We start from the raw sequence: 20,851 nt of genomic DNA, 5'->3' as shown, positions 1-20,851 counted from the left end.
GTATTTTCCGTGGATCAGGCAGCGGCGGCCTCCCGCCGCTCCGCCCGGGCCAGATCGGCCAGGGACCGGAGAGCCTGGCCGGACACCGCCCGGCTGAACTGCCGCCGCCCCAGCCGGTAGGCCGCCTCCGAACACTGCTGCCGGACCGTGGTGTCGGTCAGCAGCAGATGGAGCTCCGCCACGAAGTCGCGCCGCGAGCGGGCCAGGCGATAGGCGCCGGGCTCGCCCCCCTCGATGCCGTGCACCGCCTCCTGCGTCACCACCGCGGGCAGTCCGCGGCAGAGGTATTCCACGGTCTTGATCTTCAGGCCTCCGCCATAGAAGACCGGGTTGATGCCGATGTCGGCGGCATCGAGGAAGCGGTCGAGATCCGCCACGGCGCCATGCAGCACGACGCGGCCGGCCGTCGCGGCCGCCGCCCCGAGGGAGGCGCAGACCCCGCCGGCGACGTGGAGCTCGGCCTCATGGCCGTGGAAGCAGGGCCAGACCTGTTCCAGGAACCAGCGCAGCCCGTCGCGGTTCATCGGGCTGTCGCCGCCGACGAAGGCGACACGCCGCGCCGGCCGGCCGGCATCGTGCCGGCAGCGGTGCGGCAGGCTGTGCGGCAGGTAGAGGGCACGCCCCGGCAGGGCGTCGGCAAGGAAGCGATGCTCGGCGGCCTGGATGGCCAGGACCAGGGCGAAGCTGTCCATGATGGCCAGCTCCTCCTGCACCGAGATCTGCAGGTGATGGTCCAGCCCGAAATGGGCGAAGTTCTCCGCCCGCAGCGACATCACGTCATGCGTGTCGAGCACCGTGAGGCGGGGCAGGCCCCGCGCATGGCGCAGATAGCTCAGCCGGATGTATTCCAGGATCACCGCCTCGCAGGGATGCGCCGCCAGATGCGCCTCCAGCGCGGCGAAGAAGACGCGGGCGAAGTGGCGCCTCTCGAAACCCTTGAGCAGCGGAGACGACTCAATCCACGCGACACCCGGAAGGGCGTAGTCGCGGAAGGAGAAGACCCGGCCCCGGCCACCCACCACGCGCCGCGCCGCCGCCCGCTCCGCCGGGCTGAGGCTGCGCAGGACCAGCAGGTCGAAGTCGAGCCATTCCCGGCCGACACGCAGCATCTCGCAGATGCGCGCGTGGTTGCCGAGCTTCTCCTCCCAGAACGGCAGGTCCGTGACCAGCAGGACGCGCGGCCGGTCCAGGGCCAGGCGCAGCGCGGCGGGGGAGCGCAGGATGCCCATCTGCCGCCCGACGGTCGCGGCGTAGCGGTGGAACAGGCGCCGGCTGCCCTCGGCCACGCGCTCCCGGAAGGCGGGTTCGGCCAGGAAGCGATGCAGCGCCGGGGCCAGGGCGGCGGCATCGGCGGCGGCGTGGAACGGCTCCTCCGGCTCCAGCCCGAGCAGGGCGTCGGCGGTGCCGATCAGCGGGCAGCCATGCGCCAGCGCCTCGACCGACTTGATCTTGAGCCCGGTGCCGCCCTGGTGCGGATTGAGCGCCAGGTCGAGCCCGGCATAGAAGGGCGCCGCCTCGGCGACGGGCCCCGCCACCTCGAGCGGCCCCTCCAGCCCCGCCGTCGCCTGCCCCGCACCGCCGCCGATCCGGATCCTGCCGCCCTCCCGCGCCACGGCGTCCAGGTCGAGCGCCCGCAGGAAGGCCTTCAGCGCCGCCTGGTTGATCGGGTTGGCGCTGCCGAGATAGCCGGCCACCCCGCTCCCGCCGCCCTCCCGGCGCGGCGCCGCATCGGGAAGCGGATCGGGCACGAAGCCGAGCGTCACCACCGCGGCGCGGGTGATCTCCTCGAGCTGCGCCCTCTCCTCATCCTGGATGGCCAGGACCAGATCGGCGCGGTCCAGGCCACGTCCTTCCTCCGCCGGGGTGGTGTAGAAGAAGGCGGGCGGGAGGCCGAGGGCGCGCAGCCGCTCCTGCCGGCCCGAGAAGACGTCATGGCTGTCGATGACCTTCAGCGTCGTCTCGGGAAAATACTCCAAGGCCTTGCTGAGGAACACATATTCGACCAGGACCGCGTCGTAGTGCCGCTCGGCCGCCAGCTGCGCCAGGGCCGCGGCGGCCGGCGGCTGGAACCAGTCGTCGATGCCATACACCTCGCCCAGGCTGCGCCGCTCGGCGGCCCGGTCGTGCGGCAGCAGGATCACCTCATCCCAGGCGCCCCGCATCGCCGCCAGATCCTCCTCGGCGACGGCCTCGCGTGCGATGAAGCAGAAGTCGATGCCATGGCCGAAACGGCGCAGGCCGCGCAGCAGCGCCTGGATCCGTTGCCGGTTGCCGGCATTGGCGGGATGGCTCGGTGTCGGGGAGATGACCAGGAAACGCATGGAACGGTCAGCCATTTCCTCAACGAAGAGACGCGGAACCACGCGAAGTCGCGGCGTGGGGTTGTGACACTTCCTTAAGCTTCTAGTCCGTTCTAGGGTGCGGCGTCCATCTCCGCCAGCCAGGGACCGCCGCCCGACCCATGCGCCTCGCCCTGATCATGAGCCATGCCGACCGGTCGATGACCGGCGCCCTTCGGGAGCTGCATTTCCTGTCCCGCCTGCGTGGCATGGGTGTGGAAGCGGCCGCCTTCCGCATCCATGGCGGCCGCGCGATCGAACGGGAGAGCTTCCTGGACGGCGCGGTGGACACCATCTTCTGCCCGGAGGACCTGCCGGCCCCACCGATCCCGCATCGCAAGACCTCGGCGGCGATGCTGGAGACCCTGCGCGGCTTCGCACCCGACCTGCTGATCTTCAAGGGCCTGAGCTATGACATCAACGCCTTCCTCCTGCACGGGCTGGGGGCAGGGCAGCGGTACGGCTTCATCGTCGGCGGCAGCATCCGTGACCGCGTGCTGGACGGCGCGGAGTTCGTCTTCGGCGAATACGAGGAGCAGCTGGAGCGGCACTTCCCGGCCTTCGCCGCGCGGGGCCGGGGCTACGTCATGCCGAAGTACATCGACCTCGAGGCGACCCGCCCGGAGCCCGCCGCGCCGCTGCACGACATCGTCAATGTCGGCAACTTCCGCGAGGCGCGGAAGAACCAGGCGATGCTGCTGCCGCTCACGCGCGACTGGCGTGTCGCCCTGGTCGGCGGCGGCAACCCGTCCGAGGCGCTGCGCCAGGGCGCCCTCTCTCCAGGCCATCTCAGCCTTCCCGGCCAACTGTCCCATGCGCAGCTGTTCCCCCTGCTGAAGCGCTGCCGCCTGATGGTGCACTGCTCCACCATGGATGGCCTGCCGCGCGCCATGGTCGAGGGCATGGCCTGCGGTCTGCCCGTGATCGCCTGCCGCGACACGGTCTATGGCGGGCTGACCGACGGGACGGAGGGCCTGCTGGTCGAGCGGGAGGTCCTGCTGCCCGCGGTGGAGGCGCTGCTGCGCGACGAGCCGCGGCGGCGCCGCATGGGCGAGAGCGCGCGGGCCCTGGTCGAGCGCCGGCATGGCCCGCCCGCCATCAGCGCCGCCGCCGAGCGCTTCATGGCGGCCCTGGCGGCCAGGGCCTGAGGCGCGCATGGCCTCCCCCCTCCGGCACATCCCCCTCCGGCGCATCATCGTCACCGGGGACTTCCTGCGGCCCGTGGAGAAGGGCTTCAGGCCCTCGCAGACGGAGAACATCCGCTGGCTCTACCGGCTGCTGCGCCGGCATCTCGGCGAGGCCAGCCGACTGCCGGTCGACTGCCTGAGCTGGGGTGACGGCCTCGATGCCGCCGCCTTCTACGCCTGGTTCGGGGCCGAGCCCAGCGCGGCGGGCTGGGCCGGCTTCTTCGATGCCGGAACCGTGCCGGCCGCCGTGCTGGAGACCTGTGAGGCCACCTTCGGCGATGCCATCGTGGTCGGCTTCGAACTGGCAGAATGGTTCAAGCGGACCCTGTCGCATCTCGACATCCCCTATGTCGACCTCAACATCCATCCGGTCCGCTTCCTGCCGGACGTCTTCTTCGCCGTGCAGACCAATGACGCGGAGGTCTTCGCCGCGCTGTTGTCGCACCACACCGACCCCGAGGCCTTCCATGGCTGGGCCGACCTGGTCTCGGCCACGGCGCTGAAGCTGCGGCCTGACCTCGCGCTGGAGGCGCCCGCCCTGCTGGTGGGGCAGACCAGCCTGGACCGCTCGCTGGTCGATGGCGGCCGGGTCGTCAATCTTGAGGACCATGCCGGGGCGGTGCGCGCCCTGCTGCGGCGGGACGGCTGCGTCGCCTTCAAGCCGCACCCCTACAACAGCGGCGATTTCGGCCTCTTCCGCACCGGCATCCCCTTCCGGCAGGTGCGGATGGTGCGGGCCAATGCCTATGCCCTGCTGGCGCATCCGGGCCTGCGGGAGGTGGTGGGGGTGAGTTCGAGCCTGCTGGTCGAGGCGCCCTATTTCGATACCGCCGCGCGCATCCTTCACCGCTCGCCCTTCGACCTGGCGGGCGGCCGCGGCGCCGCGCGGCCCGGCCAGCATCTGAGCCTGGTGGACGGCCTGCTGGAGACCGATGTCTGGCGGAGCATCCTGGCCCCCCTCCTGCCCGTCACCCGGCCGGATGGCTGGCGCTTCCGCCTGCCGGCCAACAGCCTACGTCTCTCCCTGCGTAATTTCTGGGGATTCAATGAGTTGAGCACCGATTTTCTGGTGCAGCTTTACCAGGGCGGCCAGGCCAGGGCCGGCTGAGGGAGCGCCGCGCCCTCTCAGCCGGCGCGCCGCTCCAGGGTCAGGCCCACGAAACCCGGACCCAGGGCGCGGGAGTCGGATGGCGTCTCGCCCTCCGCAGCGGCCATGTGGTGCCGGGGTGCCATCAGCACCAGGGAAAGGCTGCCGGTGCCGCCATCCTCGGGCAGGTCGAACTCCGCGGCCAAACGCGGCGCGCGGTCCGTGGACCCCTCCTGCAGCCGGAGGTCCAGCGGTTGGCCATTGGCCAGCAGCGTCGCCGCCTCCAGGTCGAAGGTGGCTTGGAAAGGCATGGAGAGGTGCAGACCCAGGCGCAGGGCGCCCCCGCCGAGCGTCGGGACCAGAAGCGTGCTGTAGGGACCGTGCCGGCCGCCCCACCGCCAGGCGCCGCGGCTCGAGCGCTCCGCTTCATACCAGCCGGCGCCGTTGAAGGCGGCATCGTCGGCGGCGAGGTCGAAGCGGTCCGGCGGCAGCCCGGCCGGCCGGCCGCGCGAGCCGGGAATATAGCGCAGGGGATCCAGCCGGATGGCCGCCTCCCGCCCGCGTTGCGCGGCCTCCACCGCCTGGCGCGCCGCTTCCACCTCGGCGCCAAGCCGCGCCATTTCCTGCACGAGGAGATCCAGCGCCCCGCGCATGGCCGGATCGAGCCGCGCCAGCGCCGGCGCCAACCGGCCATCCAGGGCCTCGGCCCTGAGCCGCTGGGCCGCGCCCGCCACCAGGCGGTCCGCCTCGCCCAACCGTGTCAGATCCAGGCCGGACAGCAAAGCATCCTCGGTCATCGTGCCGGTCAAGCGAGCCTCTCCGTTCAGGCGATGATGCCGAGGCTAACACACGCCAGACGCAGGAGACAGCCTTCGGCAACCCGCGCGGGTGGACATGCGCTGTTATGCCACCATCCAAGGCCAGCGTCGTCCCGCCATGGGAGAGATGCCACAAATCCAATGGATTGAAGAGGGAGGCCGATCGGGCTTTCAGAAGCAGGCCAGACCGCGTGCCGAGGGTTGCTGCCACTCCACGAGCGTCTCCGGCGCCATGCTCCGCAGCTCGGCCAGCGTCAGGTCCCGCAGGATGACCACCAGCGCCTCCTCGCGCCCGATGGCGCCCGGCAAGGGGGCCAGGGGGCTGTAGACGGTCCCCACCCCCTGCACCAGCAGCGGCGGGCCGGAGGGAGGATGCAGCAGCCCCTTCACCCGGAGAAGGCGGTCGCCGCAGAAGGCCGCCAGATCCTCCAGCCAGTCGAGTCGCTCCTCCCAGCTCGCCGCCGGGGTGAAGCGCGCCAGGGCCAGGGTGATGCGGGGATGCGGCGCCGCCTGGGGCAGGCCGGCCACGGGGGCTGCCCCCCGCGTGGACAGGAAGGTGGTGCGCGCCCGGGCGGCACCGTCCGCCTCCGCCACCACCGGCGCCAGGGGATTGACCGCCCGCAGCGCCGCGATGGCGGGTTCGGGCGCCGCGCGGTCCAGCTTGCTGAGCACCAGCGTGCCGGCGGCGGCCACCTGTGCCGACCATTCCTCGAAATGCTCCGCCTGGCGCGGCGCCAGCACCGCGTCGCACAGCGTCACGACACGCACCTGCAGCCCCAGCGCCGCCAGCGGCATCAGCGATCGCAGGATCGGACCCGGCTTCGACAGGCCGCTGCATTCCAGCACGATGCGGCGGAACGGCGGCCCACCGTCCCGCTCGCGCGCCGCGACCAGCTCGCGGATGGTGAAGACCAGGTCGCTGGTCAACGTGCAGCAGACGCAGCCATTGGCCAGCATGGCCATGGGCAGCGTGCCGGACTCCGCGATGATGGCGCCGTCGATGTCGATCTCGCCCGCCTCGTTGACGATGACGGCGGTGTCCTCCGCCTCCGGCAGGGCCAGCCAGTCCAGCAGCAGCGAGGTCTTGCCGCTGCCGAGGAAGCCCGACAGCAGCACGAACTCGGTCGTGCCCCTGCTCACAGGGGGGCGCCCGCCGCTTCCTTCTCCTTCTCGGCCGCCACCATGCCGCGCAGGTCGGCCAGTAGCTCGGCCACGTCGAAGACCAGCCCGGCGCGGATGGTGTGGCGCAGGGCGCGGCGCCATTCCGGCCGGCCGGTCGCATCGTTCAGCCGCAGCGCGCCGGTGCCGTAGAGCAGCTTCCAGTCGTCCAGCGGGTTCTCGTCCAGCACCAGGAGATCGGCCGCCTTGCCGACCTCGATGCTGCCGGTCTCCTGGTCGATGCCGAGCAGCTCGGCGCCCTGGATGGTGGCGGAGCGCAAAACCTCCAGCGCGTTGAAGCCGGCCTCCTGCAGCAGCTCCAGCTCGCGGATGTAGCCGAAACCGAAGGTCTGGAAGATGAAGCCGGAATCGCTGCCGGTGCAGACCCGGCCGCCGCGGTTCTTGTAGGCGTTGAGGAAGGCCATCCAGAGGCGGTAGTGGTGCTTCCACTCCACCTCGTTGGTGACCGACCAGCGGTACCAGTAGGCGCCATGCCCGCCCCGCGCCGGCTGGAAGTAGCGCCACATGCTGGGCCAGGTGTAGTCGTCATGCCAGTCGGCGCGCCGGAACCGCATCAGGTCGCGGTTGGCGTCGTAGATCGTCATGGTGGGGACGAAGGTGAAGCCGATCTCCAGGAAGCGGTCGAGCACCGCGTTCCACTTCGCGCTGCCCGGCTCCGCCGCCTGCAGGAAGGTCTGGCCGGCGGCGGAGAAGCGGAAGTACTCGTCATTGTAGTTGTAGCCGGTGGGGTAGCTCTGCACCACACGGTCGTCATAGAGCGCCTCGGGCAGGCCGTAATAGTGCTCGGCGCTGGTCAGGCCCCATTCGGCGGTCGTCAGCGCGTTCATCCGCGTCACCGCCTGCTGCGCGTGGTGGCAGCCGGAGCGCAGGCCGAGCCTGGCGCATTCGTCGAGCGCCGCCTTCATGATGGCGGGCGGCGCGCCGAAGAACTTCACGCCATCCGCACCGCGCTCCTTCGCCCGGCGCAGCCAGGCCCTGCCCTCCTCCGGCGTGTGGATGGTCTTGAGCATGTCGTTGACGGCGGGGAAATAGGGGTGCGCCAGGATGCGTGGCGCGGCGATGGCGTTCTCCGCCGAGGCCTGCCGCTGCTGCGCCACCCAGCCGAGGCCGCTGAAGCAGCCCATCTCGCGTACCGTGGTCACGCCATGCGCCAGCCAGAGCTTATAGACATAGTCGGCCGAGGCGACCGAGCCGTGCAGCGCGTGATAGGGCACGCCGATATGGGTGTGGCAGTCGATCAGCCCGGGCGTCACGAACTTGCCGTGGCAGTCGATCTCATGCTCGCCGGGGGCCGGGCGGCGCGCCGGGTCGATCGGCTTGCCCGGCGTGCCCACGGCCTGGATGGCGGCGATGCGCCCCTGCTCGATGACGAGGTCGACCGGTCCCCAGGGCGGCGCCCCGGTGCCGTCGATCACCGTGGCGCCGCGCAGCACCAGCCGGCGGAACGGCCCCACGCCCCGGTCGCGCCCCTCCGCCGCCGGCACCGGCGGCATGCCCCGCGCGGCGTTGCGGGCGGTCATCTCCTCGCCGACCTCGGGCTTGTCCTGGTCTGTGGCCATGGCGGGTCCTCCGTTCCTCTCCGTCAGCGACGGTACTTGCGACCGATCAGGGCACTGCCGAGCACGGTCAGCACCAGGGTCACGGTGAGCAGGATGAAAGCGAGCGCGGCGCCGAAGGGCCAGTTGTTGCCGCGCACGAACTGATCGTACACGGCGGGCGCCATCATCTTGAACTGCGGGCCGCCCAGCAGCACCGCGCTGGCATAGGTGTTCATGCAGAGGATGAAGACCAGGACGCAACCCGCCATCACCCCCGGCAGCGCCAGCGGCAGCAGCACGCGGCGGAACACCGTCATCGGCCGCCCGCCCAGGTTGGCGGCCGCCTCCTCCGTCTGGCGCGGGATGCCCTCGATCACGGCGGCGAGCGTCAGGATCATGTAGGGCAGCACCACGGCGACGATGCCGACCACGACGGAGCCGGTGTTGTAGAGCAGCGGCAGCGGCGCCGAGATCAGGCCGAGCCCGATCAGCGCCGCGTTGATCGCGCCCTCATTGCCGAGCAGCGCCATCCAGCCCGCCGCGCGCACCACATTGCCCACCAGCAGCGGAAAGAGCGTGACGATGGTGGCCAGGCTCTTCCAGCGGCTCTCCATGCGCGCCAGCCAGTAGGCCGCCGGGAAGCCCATGACCAGCGTCACCAGGGTACAGCCGAGGGCGATGCCGAGCGTGGTCAGCAGCACCTGCTGGTAATACGGGTCCTGGACGGCCTGGAGATAGTTCTGCGCCGTCGTCGCCTCCACCATCAGCTCGGTCGGGCTGAAGCGGTTGAGCGAGATGCGGAACAGCAGCAGCATCGGCGCCACCAGCAACAGCACCACCAGCAGCCCGGCGGGGAGGACGAGCGCGGCCATGGCTCAGCCCTTGAACTGCTTGTTCCAGAAGTCGAGGATCCCGGCGTGGTTCTTCAGCAGATAGTCGTAGTCCGGCGCGCGCAGCCGCTGCTGCTCCGCCTCGCTCAGGCCGATCTGCTGCATGATCTCGGGCGGCAGCGCGGCGTCGGTCACGGTCGGCAGGTAGCCCATGCGGTCGGCGAAGGCGGTCTGGGCCCTGGCGTCGAGCGAGGCGTCGAGCCAGGTGTAGGCGTTGTCCTTGTTGCGTGCGTTCTTCGGCACGCCGCACTCGAAGACGATGGCATAGGCACCCTCCTGCGGCACCACATGCTTCACCGGGATGCCGGCCTTCTGCCACATGAAGCCGCGGGCCAGCCACATCGGCGTCATCCAGATCTCCTCCGACTTGAGCGCGGCGGCCACCGCCTCGTTGGAGGGATAGACCTTGGCATCGAGCCCGCGCAGGTCCATCAGCGACTTCTTCGCCGGTTCGTAATTGTCGAAGGCGCCGCCGGCCGCCATGGCGGCGGCGAAGGTGTTGGTGCTGTAGAGGATGTCGGAGAAGCCGACGCGGCCGCGGTACTTCGGGTCCAGCATGGCGGCGAAGCCCTCGGGCTTCGGCATCTTGTCCGGATTGTAGAGCAGCACAAGGGCCGAATAGATATGCGGCACGGCATAGGGCTTGCGCAGCGCCGGGATGATGGCGCCGTTGCGGCTGAGCTTCGCGGTGTCGATCGTGTCGAAGACGTTCTGCTGGCCGATCATGTGCATGTCGGTATCGGACAGGCAGGCCACGTCATAGGTGCCGCGCCGCGCCTGCCGCTCGGCCAGCAGCTTGGTCTTGCGCGGATCGGCGTTGGCGATGTCCTGCAGCACCTCGATGTCCTTGGGCCGCATCAGCGGCGCATCGATGTTCTGACGCAGCAGCTCGCCATAATCGCCGCCCCAGGTGCCGACGACGACCTGCCCGCCTTGCGCGCGGGCATGGCCGGGCAGGCCGGCGGTAATCGAGGCGAGGGCGGCGGCGCTGCCGGCGAGCGCCGCGCGGCGGGTGATGGTCATGGGCGCGTCTCCTGTCTCTCGGAATGCGATGGGCGGCAATTCAGGCGAAGGTTGCAGACGGCGGCTTCAGGCGGCGGCGGGCAGCAGCCGGGCGGCCGAGGCCTCCCAGACGAGGGTCACGGCGTCGCCCGCGGCCAGCCGCCGCAGCGGATCGGCGGCGGCGGGGGTGGCGCCGATCACCACCAGCCGCGTGGCGCCGAAGTCCACATGGTACTCCGTCTGCGCGCCAAGGTAAGTGAGAGCCGCGAGCCGCGCCGGACCCTCGCCGCCGGCCCGCAGCGCGATGCGCTCGGGCCGCAGCGCCAGGATGGCCTCGCCCGCGTCGCCGCCGGCCTGGCAGAGCAGGAGGTCGCCCGCGCGGGTGCGGAAGCGGCCCGGCGCCTCGACCCGCCCCTCCAGCAGGTTGCAGCGCCCGACGAAGCCGGCGACGAAGGGATCGGCCGGGTCCTCGTAGAGCTGCTCGGCGGTGCCGACCTGCCGCACCCGCCCCTTCTCCATCACCACCAGCCGGTCCGCCATGGTCAGCGCCTCCTCCTGGTCATGGGTGACGATCAGCGTGGTTAGGCCGAGGCGCTGCTGCAGGGCGCGGATCTCCATCCGCACCTCGCCGCGCAGCTTGGCGTCGAGATTGGAGAGCGGCTCGTCGAGCAGGAAGACGGCCGGGTTGACCACCAGCGCGCGGGCCAGCGCCACGCGCTGCTGCTGCCCGCCGGAGAGCTGGCGCGGCAGGCGGTCGGCCAGGTGGTCGAGCTGCACGAGGCGCAGCGCCTCCATCACCCGCGCATCCCGCTCGGCGCGGCCGACCTTGCGCATCTCCAGCCCGAAGGCGACGTTCTGCGCCACGCTCATATGCGGGAAGAGGGCGTAGGACTGGAAGACCATGCCGGTGTCGCGCGCGTAGGGCGGCATGCGCGTGACATCCCTGCCGCCGATCAGCACCCTGCCCTCGCTCGGGGTGATGAAGCCGGCGACCATGCGCAGCGTCGTCGTCTTGCCGCAGCCCGAGGGGCCGAGCAGCGCCACCATCTCGCCTTGCCGCACGTCGAGATCGACGCGCTCCACCGCGGTGGAGGCGCCATACCGCTTGACCAGCGCCTCCAGCACCAGACTTCCCATTCAGACTCCTCCAGCGGCTCGGCGGCGCATCAGACCACGCGCGACAGCTTAACGAAACGATCGGTGACCAGCATCAGCACCGCCACCAGCAGGATCTGCACCGTGGCCACGGCGGCCAGCGTCGGATCGACGCGGAATTCCAGGTAGCTCAGCATGGCGACCGGCAGGGTGGTGCGCCCAGGCCCCACCAGCAGCAGCGTCAGCTCCAGGTTCTCGAAGCTCTGGATGAAGGAGAACAGCGCCGCGGCGACGATGCCGGGCCGCATCATCGGCAGCGTGACGCGGCGGAAGACGGTGAGCGGCCGCGCGCCGAGATTGGCCGCCGCCTCTTCGGCCGAGACGTCGAGCCCGGCGAGGCTCGCCGAGACCAGGCGCACCGTCCAGGGGATGGTCAGCAGCACATGCGCCGCGACCAGCCCCTGCAGCGTCGCGGTGATGTCGCGATCGATCCAGAACTCCGCGCGCAGGTAGAACATGTAGAGGGCGGTACCCGCGACCACGCCCGGCACGGCGAGCGGGCCGAGCAGCAGGGTGTTCAGCGCCGCCTTGCCACGGATGCGGCTGCGCTGCAGGGCGAGGGCGGCGGCGGTGCCGAGCGGCACGCCGATCAGCGTGGCCAGGAGCGCGACCTGGAAGCTGGTGGCGAAGCCGCGGGCGAACTCCTGCCGCGCCCAGGCATTGACGTACCATTCCAGCGTGAAGCCGGCGGGCGGGAAGCTCACGATCTCCTGCCGGAAGACACTGATCACCATGACCATGACAACCGGCGCCAGGATCACCGCATAGGTGACGGCGATGCTGCCGTGCAGCAGCCAACGGCGGGTGTCGGCAGGTCTCATCGGCGATCCTTCCTTCGTCGCGGCCTCATCCCACGGCGTCCCTATGGGCGATGGCGCCGTTCGGCAACCCCTGTCGCCGCGCCCTCCACAGGCCCCGAGGCCATGACGATGCCGCCCGGAATCGGCGGCGGGGCCGGACGCACCCGCCCGGCCCCGCCCCATCCCGGACCCGTGCCGGACTTACCGGAAGGGGATGGCGTACATCAAGCCGCCCTTGCTCCACAAGCCGTTCAGCCCGCGCTCCAGCTTGAGCTGGCCGCCCTTCCCGACATTGCGCTCGAAGATCTCGCCGTAGTTGCCGACCGCCTTGACGGCGTTCAGCATCCAGCGGTTGTCCAGACCGAGCCGGCTGCCGAATTCGCCGGATGTGCCGAGCAGGCGCTGCGCCACGGGATTGGCGCCCTTGGCCTGCTCCTCCGCATTGGCCTGGGTGATGCCGGCCTCCTCCGCCTCGACCAGCCCGTGATGCAGCCAGGCGACGATCTTCGACCACTGCGCGTCACCGTTGCGGGTGAAGGGGCCAAGCGGTTCCTTCGAGATGGTCTCGGCGAGCACCACGTAGTCCTGCGGATTGGGCGCCACGCTGACCGCGCCGGCGAGCGCCGAGGCGTCCTGCGTCATGGCGTCGCAGCGGCCGGCGAAGAAGGCCTGGTACATGGTGTCCGGCCGCTCGAAGACGACGGGCTGGAACTTCAGGCCATGGGCGCGGGCATGGTCGCCCAGCGTCACCTCATGCGTGGTGCCCTGCGCCACGCAGATGGTGGCGCCGTCCAGCTCCGCCACCTTGCTGACACCCAGCTCGCGCTTCACCGCGAAGCCCTGGCCGTCATGGAAGTTCACCGGCCCCATCTGCAGCCCGATCGAGGCGTCGCGCAGGAAGGTCTGGGTGGAGTTGCGCATCAGCACATCCACCTCGCCCGATTGCAGGGCGGTGAAGCGGTTCTGCGCCGTCAGCCCGACGAAGCGGACCTTCGTGGCGTCGCCCAGCACGGCGGCGGCCAGCGCGCGGCAGTAATCGGTGTCGAGGCCGCGATAGACGCCCTGGCTGTCCGGCATGGAGAAGCCGGGAAAGCCGGTGCTGACACCGCAGATCAGCTGGCCGCGCTGCTTCACCGTGTCCAGCGTCTGCGCCATGGCGGGCGCGGTGGTGGCGGCGAGGGCGAGGCCGGCCGCGAGGAGAAGGGGCTTCATCATGCCGTGCGTGTCTCTCTTTCGGGAAGGTGCGGGATCAGGCGGGCAGGCCGCGCAGCGCGGCGTCCACGGCCTCGCCCAGCCGCTCGACGATCAACTCGATCTCGGCCGGGGTGACAATGTAGGGCGGCGCCAGCATCACATGGTCGCCGCCGCGGCCATCCACCGTGCCGCCGCCGGGGTAGCAGGCGAGGCCGCGGGCGAAGGCCTCCCGCTTGATCCGGGCATGGAGCTGCAGGGACGGGTCGAAGGGCGCGCGGCGGGCACGGTCGGCCACCAGCTCGACGGCGCGGAACAGGCCACGCCCGCGGATCTCGCCGAGATGCGCGTGGTTGCCGAGGCGCTCGGTCAGCCGCTGCTCCAGCAGCGCGCCCATGGCGCGGACCCTCTCCAGAAGCCCCTCCTCCCGGATCACCGTCTGCACCTCCAGGGCGGCGGCGCAGGCAATGGCATGGGCCAGGTAGGTGTGCCCGTGCTGGAAGGCGCCGGAACCCCGCTCGACGGCCTCCGCGATGCGACCCTGCAACAGCACCGCGCCGATCGGCTGATAGCCGCCGCCCAGTCCCTTGGCGATGGCCTGGATGTCCGGCGCCACGCCCTCCTGCTCCCAGGCGTGCAGCGTGCCGGTGCGGCCCATGCCGCACATCACCTCGTCCAGGATCAGCAGCGCGCCGTGCCGGTCGCAGATCTCGCGCACGGCGCGGAAATAGCCTTCCGGCGCGGGGACGCAGCCGGCCGTGGCGCCCACCACCGGCTCGGCGATGAAGGCCGCGACATTCTGCGGGCCGAGGCGCTGGAACTCCGCCTCCAGCTCGGCGGCGAGGCGCGCGGTGAAGCCCGTCTCGTCCTCCTCCGGCCGCTGCTCGTGATAGGCGAAGGCGGGCGCGACATGGCTGAAGGCCGGCGAGAGCAGCGGGGCATAGGGCGCCCGGCGCCAGGCGTTGCCGCCGGCCGAGAGCGCGCCCAGCGTGTTGCCGTGATAGCTCTGCCGCCGGGCGATGTAGCGCGTCCGCTCCGGCTGGCCGATCTCGAGGAAGTACTGCCGCGCCAGCTTGATGGCGGCCTCCACCGCCTCCGAGCCGCCGGCGACGAAATAGGCCTGTGCCAGGCCGCCCGGCTCATGGCCGACCAGCTCCTCCGCCAGCGCCTCGGCCGGCGCGTTGGTGAAGAAGCCGGTATGGGCGTAGCAGAGCCGGTCCGCCTGCCGCTTGATCGCCTCGACGATGCGCGGGTGCTGATGCCCCAGGCAGGAGACGGCGGCGCCGCCCGAGGCGTCGAGGATCTCGCGCCCGCCGGCCTCGACCAGCCAGGCGCCGTGGCCGCCCACCGCCATCGGCGGCGTGGCGCGGGAGGAGCGGTGCAGCACACGGCTGCGGCGGGCGGCGGGTTCGGCGTTCATGACGGGAGGTCCTGCTCGGGGGTATAGGCGGCGATGGCGGCCAGCCGCGCCTCGGTCTCGCGCAGGCGGACCAGGGACGCCTCGCCACCCAGGGCGAAGCAGGCGGCGGCGAGCGCCTGGGCCAGCGCCAGCGCGCCGGTCAGGCTGGGAAAGAAGCCGGGCGAGGTGGCGGCATCGAAGCGCAGCAGGTGGGCGGCGCCCTCGGCCATCGCCGCATGCGGCCGGTCGGCCAGGGCGATGGTGGTGCAGCCGCCCTCCCGCGCCGCGCGGGCGGCCAGGACGATGGCGCGCGAATAGGGCGCGAAGCTGATCAGCACCGCCGCGTCGCCGGGGCGCAGCGCGCCGAGGTCGAGATCCTCCGGGCCGGCGCCGCCGATCAGCCGCACGCTGTCGGGGCGGAACAGCCGGAGCTGGTAGTGCAGCAGCTGCGCCACGCCGCGACAGGAGCGGAAGCCCGCGATCCAGATCCGCGGCGCCTCGTGCAGGGCCCGCGCCGCCGCGGCCACCGGCGCCGGATCGAGGCGCGCCAGGGCCTCGGCATCGGCCGCCAGCATGGCGGCGGGGAGATCTCCGCCCGGGTTCCGCCGCGCCCGCGCCGAATAAGGCGCGCCGCCTGCGCCACGGCGGGCCTCGATCAGCGCCTCACGCAGGGCCTCCCATCCGGTATAGCCCAGGGCCTGGGCCAGACGAGTGAAGGTGGCGGGAGGGGCGCCGGCGGCGGCGGCGAGATCGCGCATGGAGCGCGTGGCGGCGTCGAAGTCGTGCTGCGCGACGTAGCGCCCGGCCGCCTGCAGGCGGGGCGGCAGCCCCGGCAGGGCCTGGCGCAGCAGGTCGATCGGCGAGGTCTCGCGCATGAAACATCTGTTGCATTACTCCATGGTGAATGCAACATCCGTTTCCGAACGCCGACGCCGAGGAGACCCCCCGATGCGCATCGCCCTGATCCACGCCCTGCGCCATTCGCCGCCGCCGATCGAGGCCGCCTTCGCGCGGCTCTGGCCGGAGGCGGGGCTGATGAACCTGCTCGACGACAGCCTCTCCGCTGATCTGGCCCGCGACGGCACCCTGACGCCCGCCATGACCGGCCGCTTTCTCGCCCTCGCCCGCTATGCGCTCGGCACCGGCGCCGACGGCATCCTCTTCACCTGCTCGGCCTTCGGCCCCTGCATCGAGGCGGTGCAGCGGGAGTTTCCCCGAATTCCCGTGCTGAAGCCGAACGAGGCGATGATCGAGGAGGCCGCCGCCGCCGGCGGGCGCATCGGGCTCCTGGCCAGCTTCGCCCCGACCCTCGCCTCCATGCCGCCGGAGTTCCCCGCCGGCCTCGCCCTGCGGCCACGCCTGGCGGAGGGCGCCCTGGCGGCGCTGGACCGGGGCGACGCGGCGGAGCACGACCGGCTGGCCGGCGAGGCGGCCCGCGATCTCGCCGGCTGCGATGTCATCGCCCTGGCCCAGTTCAGCCTGGCCTCGGCCGCGCCCCGGGTGGCCGAGATCACCGGCCGGCCGGTGCTGACCACCCCGGAGAGCGCGGTGCGCAAGTTGCGCCGGCTGCTCGGCGCCGGCTGAAGGGGGCGAGCCCGCTCCTCGCCATGGTTGCCCCCGCCCTCCCCGGCGCGCATCATTCCCGCGCCGCGCCGGCGCATCGCGCACCGGGGGCTCACCGGATATCCGACAGCATGCCCGCCCGTCGCCCCGGCCTCCACGTCGTCATCCTCGGTGGCAGCGGCTTCGTCGGCCTCAATATCGCCGAGGCCCTGCTGCGGCGGGGCCATGACGTCCTCTGTATCGACCGCGCACCCCTCCCCGCCGCCGCCAGCCTGGCCTTCCGCGCCCTGCCGGGCCGCCTCGAGACGGCGATCGCCGATGTGACCGAGCCGGCGCTCCTGCGGGCCATGCTCCCGCCCGGGGCCGATGCGCTGGTGGCGGGGGCGGCGATCACCCCCGGCCCGGCCCGCGAGGCCCGCGACCCGGAATCCCTCCTGGCGGTCAATCTTGGCGCCATGCCGGGCATCCTGCGCGCCGCCCGGGCGGCCGGCCTGCGCCGCGTCATCCATCTCAGCTCCGCCGCCGCCTATGGCGCCGCGCCGGAACGGGCGGTCCTGAGCGAGACGGACCCGGCGCGCCCGCAACGCATCTACGGCATCACCAAACTGGCCAGCGAATGGGCGGGCGAGCGGCTGGCGGAGCTCTGGGACCTCGATTTCCTCAGCCTGCGCCTGAGCACCGTCTTCGGTCCCTGGGAATATGCCACGGGCCTGCGCGACACGATGAGCCCCCCCTACCAGATCCTGCGGGCCGCGGCGCGCGGCGAGGCGGCGCTGCTGCCGCGCGCGGGCCTGCGCGACTGGCTCTACGCGCCGGATGCGGCGAGGGCCGTCTGCCACCTGCTGGAAGCGGGCACGGCGCGGCACAGCCTCTACAACCTCACCTTCCCCGGCCGCTGGTCGCTGCTCGAATGGGGTGAGGCCGTGGCGCGGTTGCGCGGCCAGGGCTTCGCCTGCCGCCTGGCGGCCCCCGGCGAGGCGCCGAATATCGACCTCTACGCCGTCTCCGACCGTGCGCCGCTCGACCCCGCCCGCCTGCGCGAGGAGTTCGGCTGGCAGGCCCGGCACGGACTGCGGGAGTCCGCCCGGCACCTGGAAGCCTGGTGGCGGCGCCATGGCGGGGCGATGCTGGACGCGGCCTGAGCGCCTCAGTCCACCCGCCGCAGGCCCTCGGCGCCACTCAACCGCGCGCCCAGCGTCAGGCTGCGCGCGCCGCGCCGCAGCTCGACCTCCTCCCCGGTGATGCGGACGACCTCCCAGCCATCCGGTGCTTCGCCCACCGCGACGCGCAGGCTGCGGCCATCGGCGAGGCGCAGCAGGGCCAGGGCCCGCCCCTCGCGCAGCACCACGCCGAGCGCGGCGGCGGGCGCCTCCGGCTCCGGCTCGCTGGCCTCGGCGACCGGTGCCGCCACCTCCGGCGGGCGGCGACCCGGGACGAAGAGCGGCCGCTCCACCTGCTCCGCCCAGGGGCCCGCCGGCGGCGGCGGCAGGGCGGGGATGACGGGGACCGCGCCCGCGGGAAGGACGGGCGCCGGCGGCGGGCCATCCTCCCCCCTCTCGGCGAGGCCCAGCCAGGCGAGGCCGCCCAGCGCCAGCAGCGGCAGGAGCAGGCGGATGCTCATCGCCGCGCCTCCCCGGCCCAGGGGCCGCGCAGCTCGAACTGGATCTCCAGCAGGCGGCGGCCGGCCGTGCCCATCGCCAGGGTCAGGCCCCGCACCTGCAGCGGCGCGCGGCCGCCCTCCAGCTCCGCGAGCAGGTCGCGCAGACCCTCCGCATCCGCCTGCAGGCGGCCCCGCAGCCCGATCATCCCATCGCCCGTCCGCTCCTCCGGCAACGTCTCCAGGCTGTGCACCGCGGCGCGGTGCCGTCGCGCCGCCTCGCGCAGCCGCCGCTGCCATTCGGCGCCGGCCAGGGCATGGCTGCCCGCCGCCGGAAGGTCGGCCACGCCCGACAGCGCCTGGCGCAGCGCCATGTTCTCGGCGCGCAGCGCCGGCTCGCGCGCCAGCAGGGCCAGGCCGCGGGCCCGGATCGTCTCGGCCGCCTCCAGCCGGGCCGCCTGCCTCGCCCGCGCCTCCAGCCAGGGCGCCAGGAGGAGACTCCAGAGCAGCAGCGGCGGCACGGCCAGCAGGGCGAGCGCGACCATCCGGCGCACGGTCGGGGAGAGCCCGGTCATGGCCGGCTCTCCGCCAGCCGCGCCGGCCCGGTGAGCGGGGCCTCGGCGGCCACGGCCCGCTCCGGCGCGACGAGCGTCAGCGCCACCTGGAAACGGTCCGCCGGGTCGCGCGGCCCGCGCGTCACTGGCGCGGCGAAGCGCGGGTTGCGGAAGCCGGGCGCCGCGTCGAGCTGCCCGAGCAGGGCGTCGGAGCGGGCGGCGAAGCCGGTCAGCAGCAGCTGGTCGCCGGCCAGCCGGAACTCGGTCAGCCAGGCATCGTCCGGCAGCAGGGCCGCCACCTGCTCCAGCACGGCGACCGCCGCCGGCCGCCCGCCGCGCAGGGCCGCCGCCGCCGACAGGCGCTCGCGCAGGGCCTGGTTCCCGGCCTCCAGGGCCAGGATGCGCTCGGCGCCGCGCCGGGCCGCCGCCGCCTCCGCCTCCGCCGCCAGGACGCGCTCCTCGCCCGCCCACAGGGCGGCGAGACCCAGATACAGCGCCAGCAACGGCACGGCGGCGGCGAGTCCCGCCTCGAGCGGCCCGCGCCAGCGCCGGGCGGGCGGCGCGAGCCCGTCCAGCGGGATGGCCGGCCAGGGCGCGGCCGGATCGCCGCGGGCCTCCAGCACGGCATGGGCAGCCCGCCCCCGCGCGGCCCGCGCGGCCTCCGCGATGGCGGCCCGCGGCAACACCGCCACCTCCACCTCGATCCGCTGCGCCTCGGCCAGGCGGCGCAGCACCCGCGCATCCCAAAGCACCTCGGCGGCGGCGAAGGGGACGTGCTGCTCGATCTCGAAGTCCAGCACCTCGCCCAGGCGGGCCTCGGCGGCCGCCGGCAAGGTCAGCACCCGGCGCAGGACCCAGGCCGGCGGCACCAGCAGGATCAGCCGGCGTGCCCGCCCCAGCGCGGCGGGGGCGCGGCCGGCCAGGGGCCCCATCGGCTGCACGCGCCCGCCCTGCAGGCGGGCCAGCCCGGGCGCGGCGCCCCGCAGGTCCACCACCAGGCGTCGCCGGCGGCCGCGCCATCGCGGGGGCAGCATGTCCCGCAGCTCGGCGCCCCACCAGCGCAGGAAGGCCTCCGCCCCCCGCCGCGCCCGCCCCACCGTCTCGCGCAGGCTCATCCCCCGGCCTCCCGTCTGTGCGCCAGCCGCGGCGCCACCACCAGCGGCGTCCAGCGGCGCGCATCCTCCGCGGCGAAGTCGAGGTTCAGCTCGATCGCCATCGGCAGCACGGCCGCCTCCGACCACGTATCCCGCCAGAGCGCCGCCTCGCCCGGACGGGGCGCGCCGAAGTAGCGCAGGCGGAGCGCTTCGACGCCTTCGAGCAGGCGCCGCCCGGAACGGCCTTCCGGCCCCCCCTTCCCCGCCTCGCCACCCGGCAGGGCGCGCCAGGAGAGCAGCAGGGCGCCCTGCTCGTGCCGCAGGCCGAGCAGCGCCGGACCGCCCAGGCCGAAACGCGGCGGCAGTTCGGCGACGAAGGCCAGGGCCTCCGGACGCCCCTCGAAGATCAGCGCCGCGGCGCCGCCGCTCCGGCCCTCTTCCGGGATGGGCAGGGCGGCCAGCAGCCGCAGCCGCAGCAGATCCTGCACCAGCCCAAGCTCGGTCCGGTCCGCCGCCGCCACCCGCCCGGCCCGCCCGACCAGCCCGAGGGCGCTCAGCGCCAGGCTCATCACCAGCCCGAGCAGCACCAGCCCGACCAGCGTCTCGACCAGCGTCAGGCCGGGAGCGGAGCGCCGGATCATGGCGCCCCCCCGGCCGGGCCCGGGCGCAGCGTCTCCAGCACCACCGCCCCCACCGTGACGCGCACCGGATGGAGCGCCAGCCCGGGCGCGCCGGCCTCGCCCGGCCCTGTCTCGACACGCCAGGGCCCCTCCGGCGCGCGCCCCTCCAGATGGCCGGGCCGGGCGGCGCCGGGCGGGGCATGGGCCTCCAGCAGCGACTGCGCCAGGGCCAGCGCGGCGAGATCCGCCTCGCGCCCCGCCTTGGCGCGCAGCGTGGCCGCCAGGGCCGGCAAAAGGGCGGCGAGCACGCCGCCGATCACCGCCAGCGCCACCAGGGCCTCCACCAGCGTGAAGCCGGGCGCCGTCCGCCGCCGGCGCGGCGCGTCACTCGAAGAGGCGGACATGGCCGGTCATCCAGTCGACCTCCACCGCGGCCGTCATGCCACCGCGCGACAGCCGGACGCGGCCGCCGGTCGAGCCGCCCTCGGCATCGAAGCGGATGGCGAGGCGCCCCGCCTCCCCGGCCTCCGCCAGCGGGGCCTCGACCGCCAGGGCCAGGCCGGGCGTGACGCCGAGGGCGGCGGCGCCCGGACGCTGGAGGCTGCCGCGCGCCGTGTCGAAGACCACCAGGGTCTCGCGCCCGCTCCGCCGCGCCTCGGCGCGTGCCTCGCGCAGCAGCGCCGCCGCCTGCCGGGCGGTGTCGCGCAGCAGCGCGCCCTGCCCGGCGCCCCACAGGCGCGGCACGGCGCTGGCCGCCAGGCCCAGGATCAGCAGCACCACCATCGTCTCCACCAGGGTGAAGCCGGGCGCGGCGGGGGCGGGGCGGGGCATGGCGCGC

Annotated in this window: 21 protein-coding genes; 4 read left to right on the top strand and 17 right to left on the bottom strand. The window is 73.2% G+C overall.

Translation table 11 applies throughout. From position 1 onward, the window contains the following. Positions 1–14: 14 nt before the first annotated feature. Positions 15–2,321 carry a glycosyltransferase gene (locus D9598_RS21485; protein ID WP_198366649.1) on the bottom strand — a complete coding sequence of 769 codons (2,307 nt, stop codon included), beginning with the start codon at positions 2,319–2,321 and terminating at the stop codon, positions 15–17. A 140-nt stretch (positions 2,322–2,461) separates the two neighbouring features. Between D9598_RS21485 and D9598_RS11445 the strand changes: the two genes are divergently transcribed. Together D9598_RS11445 and D9598_RS11440 are read left to right on the top strand one after the other, a co-directional pair. Then, the gene (locus D9598_RS11445) at positions 2,462–3,487 is read left to right on the top strand and encodes a glycosyltransferase (protein ID WP_198366648.1); all 1,026 of its coding nucleotides are present in this window, start codon (positions 2,462–2,464) and stop codon (positions 3,485–3,487) included. Positions 3,488–3,494: 7 nt separating this feature from the next. After that, positions 3,495–4,634 carry a hypothetical protein gene (locus D9598_RS11440; protein WP_198366647.1) on the top strand — a complete coding sequence of 380 codons (1,140 nt, stop codon included), beginning with the start codon at positions 3,495–3,497 and terminating at the stop codon, positions 4,632–4,634. Between the two features lie 17 nt (positions 4,635–4,651). Here the strand turns inward: D9598_RS11440 and D9598_RS11435 are convergent, their stop codons facing one another. From D9598_RS11435 to D9598_RS11390, 10 genes are all read right to left on the bottom strand, one after another. Next, complete coding sequence (locus D9598_RS11435; protein ID WP_198366646.1) at positions 4,652–5,422, bottom strand: hypothetical protein; 771 nt, start codon at positions 5,420–5,422, stop codon at positions 4,652–4,654. Positions 5,423–5,602: 180 nt separating this feature from the next. Further along, complete coding sequence (locus tag D9598_RS11430; protein WP_198366645.1) at positions 5,603–6,571, bottom strand: GTP-binding protein; 969 nt, start codon at positions 6,569–6,571, stop codon at positions 5,603–5,605. Then, positions 6,568–8,169 carry an amidohydrolase family protein gene (locus D9598_RS11425; protein ID WP_198366644.1) on the bottom strand — a complete coding sequence of 534 codons (1,602 nt, stop codon included), beginning with the start codon at positions 8,167–8,169 and terminating at the stop codon, positions 6,568–6,570. The genes D9598_RS11430 and D9598_RS11425 overlap by 4 nt, the downstream gene beginning before the upstream one ends. Positions 8,170–8,192: 23 nt before the next feature. Continuing rightward, positions 8,193–9,020, bottom strand: a complete 828-nt coding sequence (locus D9598_RS11420; RefSeq protein ID WP_198366643.1) for an ABC transporter permease — start codon at positions 9,018–9,020, stop codon at positions 8,193–8,195. A 3-nt stretch (positions 9,021–9,023) separates the two neighbouring features. Further along, positions 9,024–10,061 (bottom strand): extracellular solute-binding protein, encoded by a 1,038-nt coding sequence (locus tag D9598_RS11415; protein ID WP_198366642.1) that lies wholly within the window; start codon positions 10,059–10,061, stop codon positions 9,024–9,026. Between the two features lie 66 nt (positions 10,062–10,127). Next, on the bottom strand, positions 10,128–11,177 hold the full coding sequence (locus D9598_RS11410) for an ABC transporter ATP-binding protein (RefSeq protein WP_198366641.1): 1,050 nt from the start codon (positions 11,175–11,177) through the stop codon (positions 10,128–10,130). 29 nt (positions 11,178–11,206) lie between these two features. Continuing rightward, positions 11,207–12,016 carry an ABC transporter permease gene (locus tag D9598_RS11405; RefSeq protein WP_198366640.1) on the bottom strand — a complete coding sequence of 270 codons (810 nt, stop codon included), beginning with the start codon at positions 12,014–12,016 and terminating at the stop codon, positions 11,207–11,209. A gap of 180 nt (positions 12,017–12,196) precedes the next feature. Then, a complete protein-coding gene (locus D9598_RS11400; RefSeq protein ID WP_370591995.1) occupies positions 12,197–13,210 on the bottom strand; it encodes an amino acid ABC transporter substrate-binding protein in 1,014 nt (337 codons plus the stop codon). 34 nt (positions 13,211–13,244) lie between these two features. Beyond that, positions 13,245–14,606 carry an aspartate aminotransferase family protein gene (locus D9598_RS11395; protein WP_198366639.1) on the bottom strand — a complete coding sequence of 454 codons (1,362 nt, stop codon included), beginning with the start codon at positions 14,604–14,606 and terminating at the stop codon, positions 13,245–13,247. After that, on the bottom strand, positions 14,603–15,460 hold the full coding sequence (locus tag D9598_RS11390) for a MurR/RpiR family transcriptional regulator (protein WP_198366638.1): 858 nt from the start codon (positions 15,458–15,460) through the stop codon (positions 14,603–14,605). Before D9598_RS11390 ends, D9598_RS11395 begins: the two co-directional genes overlap by 4 nt. A gap of 73 nt (positions 15,461–15,533) precedes the next feature. On the opposite strand from D9598_RS11390, the gene D9598_RS11385 reads away from it, so the two are divergent. Together D9598_RS11385 and D9598_RS11380 are read left to right on the top strand one after the other, a co-directional pair. Beyond that, positions 15,534–16,169: an aspartate/glutamate racemase family protein gene (locus D9598_RS11385; RefSeq protein ID WP_198366637.1), complete on the top strand. Its 636-nt coding sequence runs from the start codon at positions 15,534–15,536 to the stop codon at positions 16,167–16,169. A gap of 110 nt (positions 16,170–16,279) precedes the next feature. Then, positions 16,280–17,290 (top strand): NAD(P)-dependent oxidoreductase, encoded by a 1,011-nt coding sequence (locus tag D9598_RS11380; protein ID WP_198366636.1) that lies wholly within the window; start codon positions 16,280–16,282, stop codon positions 17,288–17,290. Positions 17,291–17,295: 5 nt separating this feature from the next. Here the strand turns inward: D9598_RS11380 and D9598_RS11375 are convergent, their stop codons facing one another. Genes D9598_RS11375 through D9598_RS11350 form a run of 6 tightly spaced genes read right to left on the bottom strand, consistent with a single transcriptional unit; the run spans position 17,296 to position 20,844 of the window. Beyond that, positions 17,296–17,769, bottom strand: coding sequence for a hypothetical protein (locus tag D9598_RS11375; protein WP_198366635.1), 474 nt, complete (start codon positions 17,767–17,769; stop codon positions 17,296–17,298). Continuing rightward, complete coding sequence (gene gspM / locus D9598_RS11370; protein WP_198366634.1) at positions 17,766–18,320, bottom strand: type II secretion system protein GspM; 555 nt, start codon at positions 18,318–18,320, stop codon at positions 17,766–17,768. Before gspM ends, D9598_RS11375 begins: the two co-directional genes overlap by 4 nt. Continuing rightward, on the bottom strand, positions 18,317–19,414 hold the full coding sequence (locus D9598_RS11365) for a PilN domain-containing protein (protein WP_198366633.1): 1,098 nt from the start codon (positions 19,412–19,414) through the stop codon (positions 18,317–18,319). The genes gspM and D9598_RS11365 overlap by 4 nt, the downstream gene beginning before the upstream one ends. Further along, positions 19,411–20,034, bottom strand: coding sequence for a prepilin-type N-terminal cleavage/methylation domain-containing protein (locus D9598_RS11360; RefSeq protein ID WP_198366632.1), 624 nt, complete (start codon positions 20,032–20,034; stop codon positions 19,411–19,413). The genes D9598_RS11365 and D9598_RS11360 overlap by 4 nt, the downstream gene beginning before the upstream one ends. Next, positions 20,031–20,417 (bottom strand): type II secretion system protein, encoded by a 387-nt coding sequence (locus D9598_RS11355; RefSeq protein WP_198366631.1) that lies wholly within the window; start codon positions 20,415–20,417, stop codon positions 20,031–20,033. Before D9598_RS11355 ends, D9598_RS11360 begins: the two co-directional genes overlap by 4 nt. Continuing rightward, positions 20,398–20,844 carry a GspH/FimT family pseudopilin gene (locus D9598_RS11350; protein ID WP_198366630.1) on the bottom strand — a complete coding sequence of 149 codons (447 nt, stop codon included), beginning with the start codon at positions 20,842–20,844 and terminating at the stop codon, positions 20,398–20,400. The genes D9598_RS11355 and D9598_RS11350 overlap by 20 nt, the downstream gene beginning before the upstream one ends. Between the last annotated feature and the right edge of the window lie 7 nt (positions 20,845–20,851).

Origin of the sequence: Roseomonas sp. KE0001 (genome assembly GCF_016107285.1) — a bacterium.
Lineage (GTDB): Bacteria > Pseudomonadota > Alphaproteobacteria > Acetobacterales > Acetobacteraceae > Pseudoroseomonas.
This window is presented reverse-complemented; position numbering and strand designations above follow the sequence as displayed.

What these genes read in the sequence shown, in the direction of transcription:
- D9598_RS21485 (WP_198366649.1), bottom strand. Translation starts at nt 2,321, where the DNA reads ATGCGTTTCCTGGTCATCTCCCCGACACCGAGCCATCCCGCCAATGCC.
- D9598_RS11445 (WP_198366648.1), top strand. Translation starts at nt 2,462, where the DNA reads ATGCGCCTCGCCCTGATCATGAGCCATGCCGACCGGTCGATGACCGGC.
- D9598_RS11440 (WP_198366647.1), top strand. Translation starts at nt 3,495, where the DNA reads ATGGCCTCCCCCCTCCGGCACATCCCCCTCCGGCGCATCATCGTCACC.
- D9598_RS11425 (WP_198366644.1), bottom strand. Translation starts at nt 8,169, where the DNA reads ATGGCCACAGACCAGGACAAGCCCGAGGTCGGCGAGGAGATGACCGCC.
- D9598_RS11420 (WP_198366643.1), bottom strand. Translation starts at nt 9,020, where the DNA reads ATGGCCGCGCTCGTCCTCCCCGCCGGGCTGCTGGTGGTGCTGTTGCTG.
- D9598_RS11415 (WP_198366642.1), bottom strand. Translation starts at nt 10,061, where the DNA reads ATGACCATCACCCGCCGCGCGGCGCTCGCCGGCAGCGCCGCCGCCCTC.
- D9598_RS11410 (WP_198366641.1), bottom strand. Translation starts at nt 11,177, where the DNA reads ATGGGAAGTCTGGTGCTGGAGGCGCTGGTCAAGCGGTATGGCGCCTCC.
- D9598_RS11405 (WP_198366640.1), bottom strand. Translation starts at nt 12,016, where the DNA reads ATGAGACCTGCCGACACCCGCCGTTGGCTGCTGCACGGCAGCATCGCC.
- D9598_RS11400 (WP_370591995.1), bottom strand. Translation starts at nt 13,210, where the DNA reads ATGATGAAGCCCCTTCTCCTCGCGGCCGGCCTCGCCCTCGCCGCCACC.
- D9598_RS11395 (WP_198366639.1), bottom strand. Translation starts at nt 14,606, where the DNA reads ATGAACGCCGAACCCGCCGCCCGCCGCAGCCGTGTGCTGCACCGCTCC.
- D9598_RS11390 (WP_198366638.1), bottom strand. Translation starts at nt 15,460, where the DNA reads ATGCGCGAGACCTCGCCGATCGACCTGCTGCGCCAGGCCCTGCCGGGG.
- D9598_RS11385 (WP_198366637.1), top strand. Translation starts at nt 15,534, where the DNA reads ATGCGCATCGCCCTGATCCACGCCCTGCGCCATTCGCCGCCGCCGATC.
- D9598_RS11380 (WP_198366636.1), top strand. Translation starts at nt 16,280, where the DNA reads ATGCCCGCCCGTCGCCCCGGCCTCCACGTCGTCATCCTCGGTGGCAGC.
- D9598_RS11375 (WP_198366635.1), bottom strand. Translation starts at nt 17,769, where the DNA reads ATGAGCATCCGCCTGCTCCTGCCGCTGCTGGCGCTGGGCGGCCTCGCC.
- gspM (WP_198366634.1), bottom strand. Translation starts at nt 18,320, where the DNA reads ATGACCGGGCTCTCCCCGACCGTGCGCCGGATGGTCGCGCTCGCCCTG.
- D9598_RS11365 (WP_198366633.1), bottom strand. Translation starts at nt 19,414, where the DNA reads ATGAGCCTGCGCGAGACGGTGGGGCGGGCGCGGCGGGGGGCGGAGGCC.
- D9598_RS11360 (WP_198366632.1), bottom strand. Translation starts at nt 20,034, where the DNA reads ATGATCCGGCGCTCCGCTCCCGGCCTGACGCTGGTCGAGACGCTGGTC.
- D9598_RS11355 (WP_198366631.1), bottom strand. Translation starts at nt 20,417, where the DNA reads ATGTCCGCCTCTTCGAGTGACGCGCCGCGCCGGCGGCGGACGGCGCCC.
- D9598_RS11350 (WP_198366630.1), bottom strand. Translation starts at nt 20,844, where the DNA reads ATGCCCCGCCCCGCCCCCGCCGCGCCCGGCTTCACCCTGGTGGAGACG.